Source organism: Acinetobacter sp. BWR-L5 (genome assembly GCF_039655985.1).
In the GTDB taxonomy this organism is placed as follows: domain Bacteria; phylum Pseudomonadota; class Gammaproteobacteria; order Pseudomonadales; family Moraxellaceae; genus Acinetobacter; species Acinetobacter johnsonii.
The window spans coordinates 40,452-55,901 of record NZ_JAGFEV010000005.1; the positions used below are offsets into that span (position 1 = coordinate 40,452).

The following is a 15,450-nucleotide window of genomic DNA, read 5'->3' on the forward strand; positions in this document are numbered from 1 at the left end:
TCGCTTAGTTTAAACCTTTAAACTCAGCTTTACCGCGGTAAGCAGCATTTGTCAATTCTTCAATACGAAGCAATTGGTTGTATTTCGCTACGCGGTCAGAACGGCACAGTGAACCGGTTTTAATTTGACCAGCAGCAGTACCGACAGCAAGATCCGCAATCGTAGAATCTTCAGTTTCGCCAGAACGGTGTGAAATCACTGTAGAGTAACCATTTTCTTTCGCAAGATAGATTGCATCTAGAGTTTCAGTCAACGTACCAATTTGGTTATACTTAATTAAGATAGAGTTACCGACTTTCTCATTAATACCACGTTGAAGAATTTTCGGGTTTGTAACGAACAAGTCATCACCCACCAACTGGATTTTGTCACCAAGGATAGACGTCAAGTAAGACCAACCTTCCCAGTCAGATTCATCTAAACCATCTTCAATTGAAATAATTGGATATTGGTTTACAAGACCTGCTAAATAATCAGAGAACTGGTTGCTTGTGAATGCTTTATTGCCTTCACCTGCAAGAATGTACTGACCATTTTTGTAAAATTCTGAAGACGCACAGTCAAGCGCAAGCATAATATCAGAACCCGCTTTGTAGCCAGTTTGACCAATCGCTTCAAGAATAACCGTGATCGCTTCTTCATTTGAACGTAAGTTCGGTGCAAAACCACCTTCATCACCTACAGCAGTGTTTAAACCTTTTTTGTTTAAAACTGATTTTAGAGAATGGAAGATTTCAGCACCCGCACGTAATGCTTCAGAGAATGAAGTGAAGCCTACAGGTTCAATCATGAACTCTTGGATGTCTACGTTGTTGTCTGCATGAGAACCACCATTGATGATGTTCATCATTGGTACAGGCATAGTCAAAATGGTTTGACCACGTAAGTCTGCGATGTATTGGAAAAGAGAAATTTTCTTTTCATCAGCAGCAGCACGTGCAGCAGCGAGCGAAACAGCTAAAGTTGCATTTGCACCCAATTTTTCTTTGTTTTCAGTACCATCAAGTTCGATCATCGTGTTATCGATGTCTTTTTGTTCAAATACTGATTTACCCACTAAAGCATCACGGATAATCGTGTTTACGTTGTTAACCGCAGTTTTAACACCTTTACCCAAATAGCGTGCTTTGTCGCCATCACGAAGTTCTAAAGCTTCACGAGAACCAGTTGAAGCACCAGATGGTGCACATGCACGGCCAACTACGCCAGATGCTAAGATTACGTCTGCTTCGATGGTTGGGTTACCACGAGAGTCCAAAATTTCACGTGCACGGATGTCAACGATTTGGCTCATGAACAATTCCTCAGTTGATTAATAACGAGATGCTTTAGATGGCATCAATGAGTTTATAATTTAGTGTGTATCTAGCTTTTTGAAACCTTTAACCAAGGTGTCCAATTCTTTTAGCTGTGCCAAGAAAGGCTCAAGTTGAGACATACGCAATGCGCATGGTCCATCACACTTGGCTTTTTCTGGGTCTGGATGTGCTTCCAAGAATAAACCTGCTAGACCTGTTGCCATTCCCGCACGAGCAAGTGTCGTGATTTGCGCACGACGACCGCCCGCAGAATCCGCACGACCACCCGGAGTTTGAAGCGCATGGGTCACATCAAAAAACACAGGAACATTCATTTCTTTCATGATGTCAAAGCCCAACATGTCTACAACCAAATTGTTGTAACCAAATGCCGAACCACGTTCACAAATAATGAGCTTGTCATTCCCGGCCTCTAAACACTTATGCAAAATATGGCGCATTTCATGTGGTGCAAGGAATTGTGCTTTTTTGATGTTAATGATGGCATCAGTTTTTGCCATCGCTTCAACCAAATCAGTCTGACGACTTAGGAAAGCAGGAAGTTGAATAATATCTGCAACTTCCGCTACAGGTGCAGCTTGGTAAGGTTCATGTACATCAGTAATGATGGGTACATTAAAATGTTTTTTAATGTCAGCTAACCACTCAATCCCTTTTTCTAGGCCTGGCCCTCGAAACGAGTTCAAGCTTGAACGGTTGGCCTTATCAAAACTGGCTTTAAATACGTAAGGAATCTCCAAACGCTTGCAGATATCGACATAAGTCTCTGCAATTTCAAAAGCCAAATCTTTAGACTCAAGTACATTCATGCCGCCGAATAGTACAAATGGCAAGTGGTTTGCCATTTGTATATCGCCTAAACGTACAATTTCTTGTGGTTTTAATTGTGACATTTAAACTTCCTAGTTTATTGCTTAACCCAAATTACTTCGCTTTTTTGTACTGTGCTTTCGCAGCATCAATAAAACTAGCAAATAATGGGTGTCCATCACGTGGTGAACTTGTAAATTCCGGATGGAATTGTACAGCAATAAACCAAGGATGTTGAGGAATTTCAACTGTTTCTACTAAGTGCTGTACAGGTGAATAGCCCGAAATTTTCATGCCAGCTTCTTCAAGCGCTGGAATAAAACGGTTATTCATCTCATAGCGGTGACGGTGACGTTCAATAATATCTGCTGAACCATACACTTCACGTGTTTTAGTCCCTTCAACCAATTCTGATTTTTGAGCACCAAGACGCATCGTACCACCAAGATCAGAGTCAACATTACGCTGTTGAACTTCACCACGTTCATCTAACCATTCAGTGATTAGACCAATCAATGGAGACTTAGTCGAACGGTTGAATTCAGTCGAACTCGCGTCACTAATACCCACGACATTACGTGCATATTCGATCACAGCCAACTGCATACCTAAACAGATACCCAAGAATGGAACACCGTTTTCACGTGCGAATTTAATCGCTTGCATTTTTCCTTCAGTACCACGTTCACCAAAACCGCCCGGTACCAAGATTGCATCCATATCTTTCAATACTTCATTGACATCTTGGCTTTCAAGTTCTTCAGCATTGACATAGTCAATTTGAACTTTAACGCGATTTCGAATGCCCGCATGTAAAAGCGCTTCATTCACAGACTTATACGCATCTGGAAGTTCAACATACTTACCAACCATTGCAACACGTACAGTGTATTCAGGGTTAAGTAATGCTTCTACAACATTGTCCCAATCTGTTAAATCAGCTTCTGGCAAGTCATTGAAACCAAAACGCTCACAGATCAAGTCGTCAACATTTTGTTCATAGAACGTACGCGGAATTTGGTAAATGCTGCGCGCATCTTTACACACCACAACTGCACGTGCTTCAACGTTTGTGAACAAGGCAATTTTACGGGTCGTGTCTGCATCAACATCATATTCAGTACGACAAATTAAAATATCAGGCTGAATACCAATCGATAACAATTCTTTTACCGAGTGCTGAGTTGGTTTAGTTTTCAACTCTGCCGCAGATTTGATATATGGAAGCAAAGTTAAGTGCATAAGCATAGTGCGCTTATGACCTAGTTCAACCATAAGTTGACGTACAGATTCCATGAATGGGAGAGATTCGATGTCACCTACTGTGCCGCCAATTTCAACAATCGCAACGTCATAACCTTCGCCTGCACGAAGTACACGTTCTTTGATGTTGTCTGTAATGTGTGGAATAACTTGAACAGTTCCACCAAGGTAGTCACCACGGCGTTCTTTATTTAAAACGTCTTGGTATACGCGACCAGAAGTAAAGTTATTTAACTTGGTCATTTTCGCACGACGCAAGAAACGTTCGTAATAACCCAAGTCTAAATCGGTTTCTGCACCATCCTCTGTGACAAAAACTTCACCATGTTGGAACGGGCTCATAGTCCCTGGATCGACATTAATGTATGGATCCATTTTTACCATGGTTACTTTTAATCCACGGGCTTCTAAAAGCGCAGCAACTGAAGCAGCTGAAATACCTTTACCTAGTGATGAAACTACACCACCAGTCACGAAAATAAAATGGGTCATTGGGTTTCTCGTACAATCGAGCCTAATTCGGCCTGCAATGTTGCGCAATTTTACTTTACCTTGTACCAATAAAGCAAAGTCAATCCGCATCAATTCATAGAACAATAAACAATTGGATATTCTAGCAGCATTTGGCAGATAAAATTAAGCTAAGTTCATAGGATTTTCATCTTGCATTTTGCTGTTATAATGGCGCGATCCTTCAAACACTCGATTTTATGTAATTATGAATAAAAAACTTTTAATTTGTGGTGCCATTGCAGCAGGCTTACTATTAACAGCATGTGTAAAGAAAGAAGCGCCTAAAGAAGATGAACAAGAACAAGTTGAAGTCGTCACTACAGAGCAACAACAAACTGTTGAACTTCAACCTTTAGCAGCGTCTGAGCCTGAGATTCCCGCGCAAGTTGAAGTGATTCGCGAAGAAACGCCGAATACAACTACTGAGATCCGTCGTGAAACGCCAGCACCTGCTCCAGCAGCAGAGCCTGCACCTAAAGCAGAAGCACCAAAAGCTGAAGAAAAACCAACGCAAGCACGCCCAAGCAATACGAACCCAAATACGCAAACTGAAGACGATGCGGTTGCAGCAGCCATTGCAGCAGCAACACCAGCTTTAGAAAACTAATCATCACTATTTAGATGATTAAAAAAACCCGATTGATATCGGGTTTTTTAATGCTGGCTTATAAATAGGCTTTTAATTTTTCTGCAAGAAAGTCGATAAACAAGCGAATACGCTTTGGCACATAATTCTGTTGATAGTAGACCGCATGTATTTTCTGCTCTTTGATTTGGATTTGATCTTCCAACAAAGCAATAAACCGCCCATCTTGAATATCTTGCTCGACCATAAAACGTGACAAACACGCAATCCCTGCCCCTTGCAATGCCAACTGACGAACCGTTTCTCCATTTGAACATTTAATTTTGGCCTGAATGGTTAAAGGTTCATCCTCCAACTGTATAGGCCACGTATTTAAATGTGCAGGCTGACTAAAACCAAGCAAAGTATGTGAGTTTAATTCTGCTGCATTTTTAGGTAGGCCATGTTTTTGCGCATAAACAGGACTTGCCACAATATATAACCGACTTTTACAAAGCAGCTTGGCATGTAAGCTGGAATCCGCTAACTCACCAAACCGAATCGCGACATCGGTTTTATGTTCAAGTAAGTCTATAACCTGATCGTGATTGGTAATTTCTATATCAATTTTTGGGTAGCGCTGCATAAACTCTTCAATCAGCGGCACTATCACATGCAGTACAAAAGGCGTTGCCGAATCAATCCGAATTAAACCAGATGACTCTGCATCATTATTTTGCAGACTTTCTTCAGCTTCGGTCAGGTCGAGTAAAATTTTACGTGCCTTTGTCAAAAACTGCTGCCCTTCATAGGTCAACTTGAGCTTCCGTGTCGTTCGCTCTAGCAAAGTCACATTCAACTTTGACTCTAAACGTTGCAAGGCACGGCTGACACCCGATGTGGTTTGATCCAACTGCTGCGCAGCTTTAACGATAGAGCCACTATCAACAATGCTCACAAAAGCCGTTAATTCTTCTATGGTTGATTTCATGTGTAATTATTGATTAATAGTCAATAATATTTTGCAAATTACCCAGTTTTTAAGCAAGTCTTTTTTCTACAAAATAGCCTCATTCCATGAAACAAGTTATCGAGTAAAAAATGAATATCGTTCCTCAATTCGGCCTAGGTACTTTCCGTTTAACAGGTGACACTGTCATTGAGTCTGTGAAAACCGCACTAGAAGTCGGTTATCGTGCGGTCGATACTGCTCAAATCTATGGTAATGAAGCCGAAGTTGGTCAAGCCATTGAACTCAGTGGTATCAATCGTCAAGATCTTTTTCTCACCACAAAAATCTGGACGGAAAATTACTCAGCAGAAAAATTGATTCCAAGCTTAAAAGAAAGTTTGCATAAACTAAAAACCGATACCGTGAATCTAACCTTGATCCACTGGCCTGCCCCAAGTACAGGTGTAAACATTACAGAACTCATGCAGAACTTATTGCAAGCGAAACAACAAGGTTTGACCGAACACATTGGTATTTCTAACTTCAATATTGAGCTGACTCAACAGGCGATTGAGAGTATTGGGCTAGAAAACATCGCAACCAACCAAATTGAACTCAGTCCTTACCTACAAAACCATCAACTGGTTGATTTCCTCCAAGCACAAAACATTGATGTCACTTCATATATGACACTGGCTTACGGTAAGGTTTTGAATGATCCTGTTTTAATGCACATCGCGCAGCAACATCAAGTATCGACTGCACAAATTAGCTTGGCTTGGGCATTACAACGTGGTTTTGCAGTCATACCTTCTTCAACCAAACGTGAACACTTGATGTCCAACTTAAAGGCGCAAGAGATTCAACTGTCGACTGAAGAAATGATGGCAATTACGCAATTAGACCGAAATCAACGTGAAGTTAATCCTGAAGGATTAGCACCGATTTGGGATTGAGCATCGCTATGAAAATTAATTTTCCACTTTTGGCGCTTGCGGTAGGTGCTTTTGCCATTGGAACCACCGAGTTTTCACCCATGGGCTTTTTACCTGAAATTGCCAATGATTTGTCCGTTTCAATTCCACAAGCCGGACTGCTGATTAGTGCCTATGCAGTAGGCGTCATGATTGGAGCTCCGCTCATGACCTTATGGCTGGCACGCTTTCCTAAGAAAACAGCTTTAATCCTATTGATGGCTATTTTTACGATCGGGAATGTGTTGGCAACCATTGCACCTGATTATATGAGCTTAATGGGTGCACGTTTAATTACCAGTTTAAACCATGGTGCATTCTTTGGCTTAGGTTCGGTGGTGGCAGCCAGTGTTGTGCCTAAAGACAAACAAGCCAGTGCCGTCGCCATGATGTTTATGGGCCTCACCATTGCCAATATTGGCGGTGTGCCACTTGCAACGTGGCTCAGTCAAAATACCAGTTGGCGCATGGCTTTTGCTGCTATTTCAATCTTAGGCATTATGACCATGTTGGCCCTATGGAAAGCACTCCCGCAAGATCACGATGTGGTTAAACCGAATGTAGCAAAAGAATTGCGCGTTTTAACACGTGCGCCTGTCGTCCTTGCTTTATTAACCACAGTCATGAGCGCGGGCGCCATGTTTGCGTTATATACCTACATTGCTCCGAGCCTACACGTATTTATGCAGGCATCACCGCAAACCATCACCTTGATGTTGGTTTTAATCGGGATTGGTTTCTCCATTGGTAATCATTTGGGTGGAAAGTTTGCCGATCTATCCCTAGAGAAAACCCTGATAGGCTTCCTTGTACTTTTAATGGTGATGATGCTTGTTTTCCCAGTATTAGCGCAAACAACTGTTGGTGCAGCGATTGGCTTAGTGATTTGGGGTGCGGCAGCATTTGCGGTAGTACCGCCACTGCAAATGCGCGTCATGTCAGTTGCAGCAGATGCGCCTGGTCTCGCCTCTTCCGTTAACATTGGCGCGTTTAACTTAGGCAATGCCTTAGGTGCCTTTGCAGGTGCAACGGTACTGAGTATGCAACTCAGCTATGCAGCAGTTTCATATGCAGGTGCCGCACTCAGCTTTATGGCCTTGATCTTGGTTTTACTGCAGATGAAGTTCGGTCTTAGCAAGAAAGCTTGTGAAGCCATTTAAGCCTTACACGACTAAACCAATCAAAAAAAGACCTACACTGCTGTAGGTCTTTTTTATACTTAGTGTTTTTGTTGTTCCAATTTCAAAAAGTCCGCAATCAGCTTGGTTGCCCAAGACTCGGTATTGAGTGCCCCTTCATAGAAGCCACAATGGCTGCCTTTTTTGGTGGTCACAACGGCAATATTCGGCATTTGACGGATCATGTCTTTATACGGTTCAAAATTTTTAATGTGACAAACGGGATCATCCTCTGCATTTAAAATCAGCAATGGAATGGTGACATTTTCAAATACATAGATTGGGTTTGTGGCTTGGTTATAACTGTCATAGTCCACATAACCCGCCATTTCATAATAACTCGACTCAAACTCAGCCAAGGTTTTGGTCATTAAAACTTGCGACACAGACGCTGTTTGTTGCCACGTTTGCTGGTAGGGAAAAATAAATTTCTTAAACAGTTTCTTGGTCATGACCTTACTGTAAAAGGGATGCACATTTACAAAACCCAACTCCGTGTTATAACCCGGACACAGGGCAAAGGCCGCCTTAAAAGGGGTTTGACTTCCTTCTTCGCCTAAGTAACGCACCAAAAGCCCCGTTCCCGCAGAAGAGCCTACCGCATACAACGTTGAACTTGGAAATGTGCTTTGAATAAAGGCAATTTGCTCACGTAAATCATCGGTTGAACCGAAAAGATTCATTTTGGGTACAGGCATTGGAAGGTCTGCATGTCCACGGCGTAAGCACAGTGCAACACGCCAACCCGTATAGCGATTTAAGTCACGCACCACCTCACGCATACTTTCAGGAGAGCCTGTAATCGTATGCATAACCACAACCGTTGGCGTCGCTTCAGGCAAGTCATAACCGAACCACATAATGCCAGTGACCCCACCGTCTTGCATCTCTAACTGATCAAAATGATCGTATTCCAATTGAATCCGACGCTTACGAATCACATCAAAATACAAAAGATGGGCATGCGTGTTGGATAACCACGGTGTTGGTCGGTACTTTTCTTGAAGCTGTGTAAGCGCCCCAACAGTCTCTTGAATTTGCCCTTTCGGATTAATATAGAGCTTCGGTTGTTCCGCACCAGTCACTCGATCCCACGCCGTTTGGCTTAATTGGTTTAGCAAACTGAACACAGCATTCATATCAGTACCTTCTTTTTTCCTATCTTTCTTGGTGATGCATCAATTTTCGTGCCTAACTATAAATAACAAGTCACACGTTTATCATCCAGCTTGAGGTGCAAAAGCTGCCATTCGCTGTCCCATTTGTACAGCCAAGGCCTCTAACCCCGATTTAGGACGGATCATCACTTCAAAATCTACAATTTGACCTTGCTCATTAAAACGAATCATGTCAATCCCTTTGAGCTTTTTTTCGCCGACATTGGCAGAAAACTCAAGGACGACACTTAAACCATCTTCTGTAAAAAATTCACGGTGGTAAGTAAAGTTTTCAAAAACCTGAATCACATTACTTAAAATAAAAAAAACCACTTGCTTACCCGGATAAGGATTAAATGCCACCGGTGAACGGAACACGACATCTTCTGCTAAAAGCTCATTTAAGATGCTCATATCACGAGTCGTGACCATATCATGCCAGCGTACCAAGGCTTGTTTTGTTGTTGCTAAACTCATTCTTATGTCCTTATGAAAGTGAATCCACTCAAATCTGCAATAAAAGCACCTTCTCTTACACCACATACGTTTCATGGAAAAGGCTACACGAGGGAAAAGATAATATTTTAGAAAATATCTCTCCCAAACCCTCTCCGTATAGGAGAGGGAGCTTTATTACAAAATTTAAGCGGATAAATTATTGTTATCGATTAAATGGTCGCAGCCAGTTCCGCACCTTGACGAATCGCACGCTTCGCATCCAACTCACCTGCTTCTTGCGCACCACCAATCAAATGCACATTTTTACCATCGGCTTTTAATTGGTCGTACATTGCAGTATAAGACTCTTGTCCTGCACAGATAATCACGTGATCAACCTCTAAAACCGCTGGCTGATCATTCACTGTAATGTGGAGACCTTGATCATCAATTTTGTCGTAGCTTGCACCTGCAATCATTTTTACATCGCGATGTTTTAGCCCTGTGCGGTGAATCCAACCCGTGGTTTTACCTAAGCTTGCACCGACTGCCTTCGCTTTACGCTGTAGAAGGTAAATTTCCCGATCCGATTGCTCCAAGACTGGCTGTTTTAAGCCACCGACATGTGCATAGCTGGTGTCGATTCCCCACTCATCATAGAATTTTTGTGGGTTTAAACTACCGCTTTCACCTTCATGGCTTAAGTATTCTGCTGTATCGAAACCAATACCACCCGCACCAATAATCGCGACTTTTTTACCAACAGGCTTACGCTCACGTAGAACTTCGATATAGCTCAACACTTTCGGGTGATCAATCCCTTCAATAGTCAGCTCACGTGGAGTAACACCTGTTGCAACCACGATGTCATCATAACTTTCAGCGCTCAGTTCCTCATAAGTTGCGGTATGATTCAGCACCAATTTGATATTCGGTTGTAATTCAATTTTACGTTTAAAATAACGCAGTGTTTCGTAAAACTCTTCTTTACCAGGAATAGTCTTCGCAATATTAAACTGACCACCAATCTGACTAGCTGTATCAAAAACAGTTACTTGATGCCCGCGGTCAGCGGCATAAGTCGCAAAACTCAAACCTGCAGGCCCAGCACCAATCACCGCAATATTTTTCTTAGCCGCACTTTCTTTAAAAATCAGTTCAGTTTCATAGCATGCACGCGGGTTGACTAAACACGTCGCAATTTGCATGGAGAAAATTTGATCTAAACAAGCTTGGTTACAACCAATACACGTATTGATTTCATCACTACGGCCTTGTTCTGCTTTGAGTACAAACTCAGCATCTGCAAGCATTGGGCGTGCCATCGACACCATATCCGCATCACCCTGAGCCAAAACATGTTCAGCCATTTCAGGGGTATTAATACGGTTAGACGTCACTAAAGGAATCTGAACCGAACCTTTTAGCTTCTTGGTCACCCATGTAAATGCCGCACGTGGCACTTTGGTTGCAATCGTTGGAATACGCGCTTCATGCCAACCAATACCTGTGTTGATAATGGTTGCACCCGCCTTTTCAATTTCTTTGGCAAGCTGAATCACTTCTTCTAAAGTCGAACCACCTTCAACCAAATCCAACATTGAAAGACGATAAATAATAATAAAGTTTTCACCCACTTCTGCACGAGTGCGTTTTACGATTTCAATCGGGAAACGAATACGGTTTTCATAGCTTCCACCCCATTCATCATCACGATGGTTGGTACGTGCCGCAATGAATTCATTGATTAAGTAGCCTTCTGAGCCCATGATTTCAACACCATCATAGCCAGCGATTTGCGACAATTTTGCACAATTTACAAAGTCTGCAATAGTCTGATTCACTTCAGCAGAAGTCAAAGCATGAGGTTTTACTGGGTTAATCGGTGCTTGAATTGCAGAAGGTGCAACGTTTTCAGCCTGATAAGAATAACGACCTGTATGTAAAATCTGTAATGCAATTTTACCACCCGCATCATGTACGGCTTGTGTGATGACTTTATGCTTTTCCGCTTCTTCTAAAGTATCTAACTTAGAACCACCGTGAAAAGTCACACCATGATCATTCGGTGAAATACCACCTGTTACGATTAGCCCTACACCGCCAGCGGCACGCTCTGCATAAAATGCCGCCATGCGATCATAACCACCTTCAACTTCTTCAAGTCCAACGTGCATAGATCCCATTAATACGCGGTTTTTTAATGTGGTAAAGCCTAAATCTAAAGGCGCAAGTAAATGCGGATAATTAGACATGTGTACTCCTTGGCGTGCTTTCGCTGGCTGGTATTTTAAATACAAGGTTAGATCAAATTATTTAATGCAACAAGTTGCATAATGTTTATCTTTATAATCGAGATTTGTTTTTTATGCAACATGTTGCATAATGACTCTACGTCCATTTTATTTGCGAAATATTACCGAAATGTCATTAGCTCATGTTTTATTGACCAGTTTGATTGAAAAACCAAGCACAGGTATTGAGTTAGCGCGTCGTTTTGACCGTTCAATGGGCTTCTTTTGGAATGCAACACATCAACAGATATATAGAGAACTCAGCGCTATGCAGAGCAAAGGCTGGATTTCAACAGTAGAAGATGATGGTGCTACCTCGCGTAAAAAAACCTATCAAGCAGAACAGCTTGGACGTACAGAACTTGCGGACTGGTTAGTAAAGCAAAGCCCACCTGCCCAGCTCCGTGAAGAACTGATGGTGAGACTGCGTGTTGAGGCTCAGCTTGGTGGCAATACAGTTTTGCCTGAACTTGAACGCCATCTGATCCTACACAAAGAAAAATTGCAGATCTACCAAAGTATTTTTGCCAAAGACTTTGGTCATGCTGAAGAAAATGATCGTACCTTATATATTCATAAAATGATTTTACAACTTGGAATTAATTTAGAATGTGGTTGGATTGAGTGGCTAGAGACCATGATTCCAGCGCTTAAAAACTTCGAAAAATAATAAGCCACGCAAAGGATGGACCATGCCACATTATTTAATGCCAGATGGCGAAAAACTCTATGTTCGAGAATTTGGACAAGGCACACCTGTACTGGTTTTATCTGGCTTAGGGATGCAAAGTTGGCAATGGCTGCCTTTTTTATATCAACACCGTAAAAAGTACCGCTTTTACATTCCTGACTGGCGGGGTTTTGGTGGTTCAGCACAGTGCAAAATTCCCACACTGGATGCAATTTCCAGCCACTGGCAAGATTTAAACTGCTTTCTAAATCAATATGCTGATACAGCATTCCATGTGATTGCCTACTCTATGGGCGCCACGACAGCCATGCATGGTATGCAATATGGTCGCTTTCAAGACCATATCAGTAGCTATTTACACATTGACCAAACTCCCAAGATTAGCGTAGATGCAGACTGGCCACATGGTTTATTTGCTGAAAAGCATGCTGACTTCAAAGTCATCCTACAAAACATTGCAGACCTATTGGCCCAAAATGCACAGTATCGTTTGGTCTCAGACTTAACAGCGTCTATGCGTACAGAACTGGTTAAGCAATGGTTGGCTTTTATTCAACTACAAGCCACGCCATCTCGAACTGCGGCCTTATTTCAAAAAGCATTTCAACAGCCATACTTGCAAAAATTCATGCTCCCGATCCAGCGTTTAGACTATATGGCTTGGTATATTCAAAATTATCTTGATCATCAAGAAGACTATCGCAGTGCGCTCAGTCAGCTTGACCGACCAGCTACATTTTTTATTGGTGAAGACTCAAAACTTTATCCTGCTCAAGGGCAAAAGCTGATTGCCTCAAGCGTACCGCATGCCAAAACGGTGATCTTTAAAAAATCGGGGCATACGCCTTTATTGAGTGAACCGCGCAAATTCTCCCAAGAAATTACACGTTTCCTCAACGCCACGAATATTTAAATGCATGTCGTATTATCAGCCAAATAATGAATATTTTTATAAAAGCTAAAGATAAGCACAATTCATCATTCCATTGTAATGACAAAAAATCAGATCAACCCGATAAAACACCAATGTTTAGGAATTAAAAAAGGCATCTCTAAGAGATGCCTTTTTCTTATGCTGCATAGGTCTGCTTGAGATAAGCAACAATATCTGCCGACTCAAACAAAGCCGTTTCTGTATTCGGATCAACCAAATATGGCACTTGAATATCACGCCCCATCACCTGCATAACTTGCTCACGCTTTCCACCTGCCAAAGGTACATACTTGCCCGGCTTCAAACGCAGTACTGCTGGGCCTTGATCTTGCCAACGTTCTTTAGGCACATTATGAAACTTAAAAGGGAGCTCCAACTCGGTCAGTAAACCACGGACAATCCGAGTATAAGGACTGGCTTCAAATCCCCAAAGTTGTAACAGCTGTTCTGGCGCTACGCGATCTTTAATACTCTTGTTGATCCACACCCCACTCGCACCATTTACCAATGTCCCGACATAAGCAACATAAGGTGTTTTGGGATAATGTGCATACTTTTTCGGTGTTTTACCACTGCGTCCATACTGTTCAAACAAGTAGTGAATAATATCTTCAGATTCGTACAGCTTGGTGTCAGTGTTCTCATCGAGTAAAAAAGGAAATTGGGTTTTTCCACCCAACTGTTTCACCAAAGGACGATATTTAGTTCCACCCTTAGGACATGGATACACTTCATAATCCAAGTTCAACAAAGTCAGTACTTCACGCACACGACGACAATATGGCGAGCCTTCAAACTCATAGAGCTTTAAAGGTTGCTCAGGTTGTTTAGGATGCGGCGTTCCTGTTACACCACGCCCACCTTGCGCAAGCCCCGAAAAAAGAGCCTGAATCACTTTAATTTGATGCTTCACCATATTACACGTCCATATCTTTTGTTGATGTTGTTATGAGTCTGGTTGGTGCCTATTCATCGACCAGTTTTTCTTTTGCAATGACAATGCCGTTATTATCCGCATAGAGATAATGACCTGATTGAATGTTGACACCACCAAAATGCAGGCTGATATCAACTTCCCCTACACCCTTACGGTTACTTTTTTGTGGAATAGCAGCTAAAGCATGCACCCCTAAATCTAGTTCAGCAATCGCATCTACATCACGGACACAGCCATAAATCACCACACCATTCCAGTGATTTTTGACTGCTGACTCTGCAATTAAGTCTCCCATCAAGGCACAGCGCATCGAAGCGCCACCATCCACAACCAATACTTTACCCGTACCATCTGTTGCTAACAGCTCTTTCACCCGAGAGTTATCTTCAAAACATTTAACCGTAACCACCTGACCACCAAAGGTTTTACGCGCACCATAGCTCTTAAAGAACTTACCATCCATTGATGGGCTAACCACTTGTAAATCAAGTTCAGGATGATCATCCAATAAATCGCATGTCACAAATGCTGTCGTCACCACACTTCCCCTCATTTTGTCTTTTGTATGCGTAAATTATCATATATTTCAAATTTCTCGGTCTGCGTTTGGGCAGCCTCGACCATAGTATGAGCCACTTGTTCTGCTGTCACTGGCTTATATTTAAAATGCTTTGGTATAAAATGCGATAGTTTGGTATAAGCCTTTTGGAATATATCTTCCAACATGCGACCTTCATTACGTTGTCCGATCAGTAAGGATGGCTGTATAATACTGACCTTATATAAATCGAGTCCACGAATGGTCTCTTCAAGCTCACCTTTGACGCGATTATAGAAAATTTTCGAATTGGCTTGCGCGCCCAAGGCACTGATCAACACATAATGGGTTTTGGTCAAAACAAACAATTCAGCAAAATGTGCATTCACCACATAGTCGATGGCATAAAACTGCTCTTTTGAGCCAGCTTTCTTTAAAGTCGTCCCCAAACAACTAAAAGCATGACTGTAGCCCTGAACATCTTCATGGTTGAGTAATAAAAAATCATCCAGCTCCAGTTGCTGAACTTTGTCATAGTGATCGAGCTGCACATTATGCTTTCTGACCACAGCCAGTATTTTGCTACAACTTGGCAGTTGTTGTAATTGTTGAATCAGGTTTATGCCCACCAAACCCGTTGCTCCAATCACAATGGCTTGTTCTATATTTTGTGTCATTTTTATACAAACTCCCATGCAGATGGCTAATCTTACCTTTTCTTTAGAATTTTTATGTATCTTAAATATAGTCAAAGCATGTCAAGACTTGACTTCACTGCGTATATTAATCAAAATATGCCACTTGTTTACGGGCTGGTGATTGTTCTTCTGATGTGGTTTTCAGTTTGAATTTCAGCCCGCCCAGACCAATCTATTTCAAGGAGTGCA

Annotated in this window: 15 protein-coding genes; 5 read left to right on the forward strand and 10 right to left on the reverse strand. The window is 42.0% G+C overall.

What is annotated here, in order from left to right:
- Positions 1 to 4: 4 nt before the first annotated feature.
- The 3 genes from eno to JZ787_RS10100 are packed head-to-tail and all read right to left on the reverse strand — an operon-like array spanning position 5 to position 3,884.
- Complete coding sequence (eno, locus tag JZ787_RS10090) at positions 5 to 1,294, reverse strand: phosphopyruvate hydratase (RefSeq protein WP_346312227.1); 1,290 nt, start codon at positions 1,292 to 1,294, stop codon at positions 5 to 7.
- Between the two features lie 60 nt (positions 1,295 to 1,354).
- Positions 1,355 to 2,212, reverse strand: a complete 858-nt coding sequence (gene kdsA, locus JZ787_RS10095; protein WP_005401052.1) for a 3-deoxy-8-phosphooctulonate synthase — start codon at positions 2,210 to 2,212, stop codon at positions 1,355 to 1,357.
- A gap of 31 nt (positions 2,213 to 2,243) precedes the next feature.
- Complete coding sequence (locus JZ787_RS10100) at positions 2,244 to 3,884, reverse strand: CTP synthase (RefSeq protein ID WP_346312228.1); 1,641 nt, start codon at positions 3,882 to 3,884, stop codon at positions 2,244 to 2,246.
- Positions 3,885 to 4,110: 226 nt separating this feature from the next.
- On the opposite strand from JZ787_RS10100, the gene JZ787_RS10105 reads away from it, so the two are divergent.
- Positions 4,111 to 4,512, forward strand: coding sequence for an internalin (locus tag JZ787_RS10105; protein ID WP_087526770.1), 402 nt, complete (start codon positions 4,111 to 4,113; stop codon positions 4,510 to 4,512).
- 58 nt (positions 4,513 to 4,570) lie between these two features.
- On the opposite strand, the gene JZ787_RS10110 is transcribed toward JZ787_RS10105, so the two are convergent.
- Positions 4,571 to 5,461 carry a LysR family transcriptional regulator gene (locus tag JZ787_RS10110; RefSeq protein WP_346312229.1) on the reverse strand — a complete coding sequence of 297 codons (891 nt, stop codon included), beginning with the start codon at positions 5,459 to 5,461 and terminating at the stop codon, positions 4,571 to 4,573.
- Between the two features lie 110 nt (positions 5,462 to 5,571).
- Here JZ787_RS10110 and dkgB point away from each other — a divergent pair, with 110 nt between their 5' ends.
- Together dkgB and JZ787_RS10120 are read left to right on the forward strand one after the other, a co-directional pair.
- Positions 5,572 to 6,378 carry a 2,5-didehydrogluconate reductase DkgB gene (gene dkgB, locus JZ787_RS10115; protein ID WP_346312230.1) on the forward strand — a complete coding sequence of 269 codons (807 nt, stop codon included), beginning with the start codon at positions 5,572 to 5,574 and terminating at the stop codon, positions 6,376 to 6,378.
- Between the two features lie 8 nt (positions 6,379 to 6,386).
- On the forward strand, positions 6,387 to 7,556 hold the full coding sequence (locus tag JZ787_RS10120; protein WP_346312231.1) for an MFS transporter: 1,170 nt from the start codon (positions 6,387 to 6,389) through the stop codon (positions 7,554 to 7,556).
- Positions 7,557 to 7,615: 59 nt separating this feature from the next.
- On the opposite strand, the gene JZ787_RS10125 is transcribed toward JZ787_RS10120, so the two are convergent.
- The 3 genes from JZ787_RS10125 to JZ787_RS10135 all read right to left on the reverse strand — a co-directional run bounded on the left by JZ787_RS10125 (position 7,616) and on the right by JZ787_RS10135 (position 11,424).
- Positions 7,616 to 8,713, reverse strand: coding sequence for an alpha/beta fold hydrolase (locus tag JZ787_RS10125; RefSeq protein WP_058951785.1), 1,098 nt, complete (start codon positions 8,711 to 8,713; stop codon positions 7,616 to 7,618).
- An 81-nt stretch (positions 8,714 to 8,794) separates the two neighbouring features.
- Positions 8,795 to 9,208: a nuclear transport factor 2 family protein gene (locus JZ787_RS10130; RefSeq protein WP_004981883.1), complete on the reverse strand. Its 414-nt coding sequence runs from the start codon at positions 9,206 to 9,208 to the stop codon at positions 8,795 to 8,797.
- Between the two features lie 191 nt (positions 9,209 to 9,399).
- Positions 9,400 to 11,424 carry an NADPH-dependent 2,4-dienoyl-CoA reductase gene (locus JZ787_RS10135; protein ID WP_346312232.1) on the reverse strand — a complete coding sequence of 675 codons (2,025 nt, stop codon included), beginning with the start codon at positions 11,422 to 11,424 and terminating at the stop codon, positions 9,400 to 9,402.
- A 169-nt stretch (positions 11,425 to 11,593) separates the two neighbouring features.
- Here JZ787_RS10135 and JZ787_RS10140 point away from each other — a divergent pair, with 169 nt between their 5' ends.
- The gene (locus tag JZ787_RS10140) at positions 11,594 to 12,133 is read left to right on the forward strand and encodes a PadR family transcriptional regulator (protein WP_039890479.1); all 540 of its coding nucleotides are present in this window, start codon (positions 11,594 to 11,596) and stop codon (positions 12,131 to 12,133) included.
- A 22-nt stretch (positions 12,134 to 12,155) separates the two neighbouring features.
- Entirely contained in the window at positions 12,156 to 13,067 is a 912-nt protein-coding gene (locus JZ787_RS10145) for an alpha/beta hydrolase (RefSeq protein ID WP_346312233.1), read from the forward strand.
- 157 nt (positions 13,068 to 13,224) lie between these two features.
- On the opposite strand, the gene JZ787_RS10150 is transcribed toward JZ787_RS10145, so the two are convergent.
- Genes JZ787_RS10150 through JZ787_RS10160 form a run of 3 tightly spaced genes read right to left on the reverse strand, consistent with a single transcriptional unit; the run spans position 13,225 to position 15,240 of the window.
- Positions 13,225 to 14,004 (reverse strand): glutathione S-transferase N-terminal domain-containing protein, encoded by a 780-nt coding sequence (locus JZ787_RS10150; RefSeq protein WP_004696607.1) that lies wholly within the window; start codon positions 14,002 to 14,004, stop codon positions 13,225 to 13,227.
- A gap of 49 nt (positions 14,005 to 14,053) precedes the next feature.
- The gene (gene rraA, locus JZ787_RS10155; protein ID WP_346312234.1) at positions 14,054 to 14,566 is read right to left on the reverse strand and encodes a ribonuclease E activity regulator RraA; all 513 of its coding nucleotides are present in this window, start codon (positions 14,564 to 14,566) and stop codon (positions 14,054 to 14,056) included.
- A gap of 8 nt (positions 14,567 to 14,574) precedes the next feature.
- Positions 14,575 to 15,240, reverse strand: coding sequence for a nucleoside-diphosphate sugar epimerase (locus JZ787_RS10160; RefSeq protein WP_346312235.1), 666 nt, complete (start codon positions 15,238 to 15,240; stop codon positions 14,575 to 14,577).
- Positions 15,241 to 15,450 lie beyond the last annotated feature (210 nt).

Excerpts from the sequence above, each read along its gene's own strand:
- dkgB (WP_346312230.1), top strand. The coding sequence starts at position 5,572 with ATGAATATCGTTCCTCAATTCGGCCTAGGTACTTTCCGTTTAACAGGT.
- JZ787_RS10120 (WP_346312231.1), top strand. The coding sequence starts at position 6,387 with ATGAAAATTAATTTTCCACTTTTGGCGCTTGCGGTAGGTGCTTTTGCC.
- JZ787_RS10135 (WP_346312232.1), bottom strand. The coding sequence starts at position 11,424 with ATGTCTAATTATCCGCATTTACTTGCGCCTTTAGATTTAGGCTTTACC.
- JZ787_RS10145 (WP_346312233.1), top strand. The coding sequence starts at position 12,156 with ATGCCACATTATTTAATGCCAGATGGCGAAAAACTCTATGTTCGAGAA.
- JZ787_RS10150 (WP_004696607.1), bottom strand. The coding sequence starts at position 14,004 with ATGGTGAAGCATCAAATTAAAGTGATTCAGGCTCTTTTTTCGGGGCTT.
- JZ787_RS10130 (WP_004981883.1), bottom strand. The coding sequence starts at position 9,208 with ATGAGTTTAGCAACAACAAAACAAGCCTTGGTACGCTGGCATGATATG.
- kdsA (WP_005401052.1), bottom strand. The coding sequence starts at position 2,212 with ATGTCACAATTAAAACCACAAGAAATTGTACGTTTAGGCGATATACAA.
- JZ787_RS10160 (WP_346312235.1), bottom strand. The coding sequence starts at position 15,240 with ATGACACAAAATATAGAACAAGCCATTGTGATTGGAGCAACGGGTTTG.
- eno (WP_346312227.1), bottom strand. The coding sequence starts at position 1,294 with ATGAGCCAAATCGTTGACATCCGTGCACGTGAAATTTTGGACTCTCGT.
- JZ787_RS10125 (WP_058951785.1), bottom strand. The coding sequence starts at position 8,713 with ATGAATGCTGTGTTCAGTTTGCTAAACCAATTAAGCCAAACGGCGTGG.
- JZ787_RS10105 (WP_087526770.1), top strand. The coding sequence starts at position 4,111 with ATGAATAAAAAACTTTTAATTTGTGGTGCCATTGCAGCAGGCTTACTA.
- JZ787_RS10100 (WP_346312228.1), bottom strand. The coding sequence starts at position 3,884 with ATGACCCATTTTATTTTCGTGACTGGTGGTGTAGTTTCATCACTAGGT.
- JZ787_RS10140 (WP_039890479.1), top strand. The coding sequence starts at position 11,594 with ATGTCATTAGCTCATGTTTTATTGACCAGTTTGATTGAAAAACCAAGC.
- JZ787_RS10110 (WP_346312229.1), bottom strand. The coding sequence starts at position 5,461 with ATGAAATCAACCATAGAAGAATTAACGGCTTTTGTGAGCATTGTTGAT.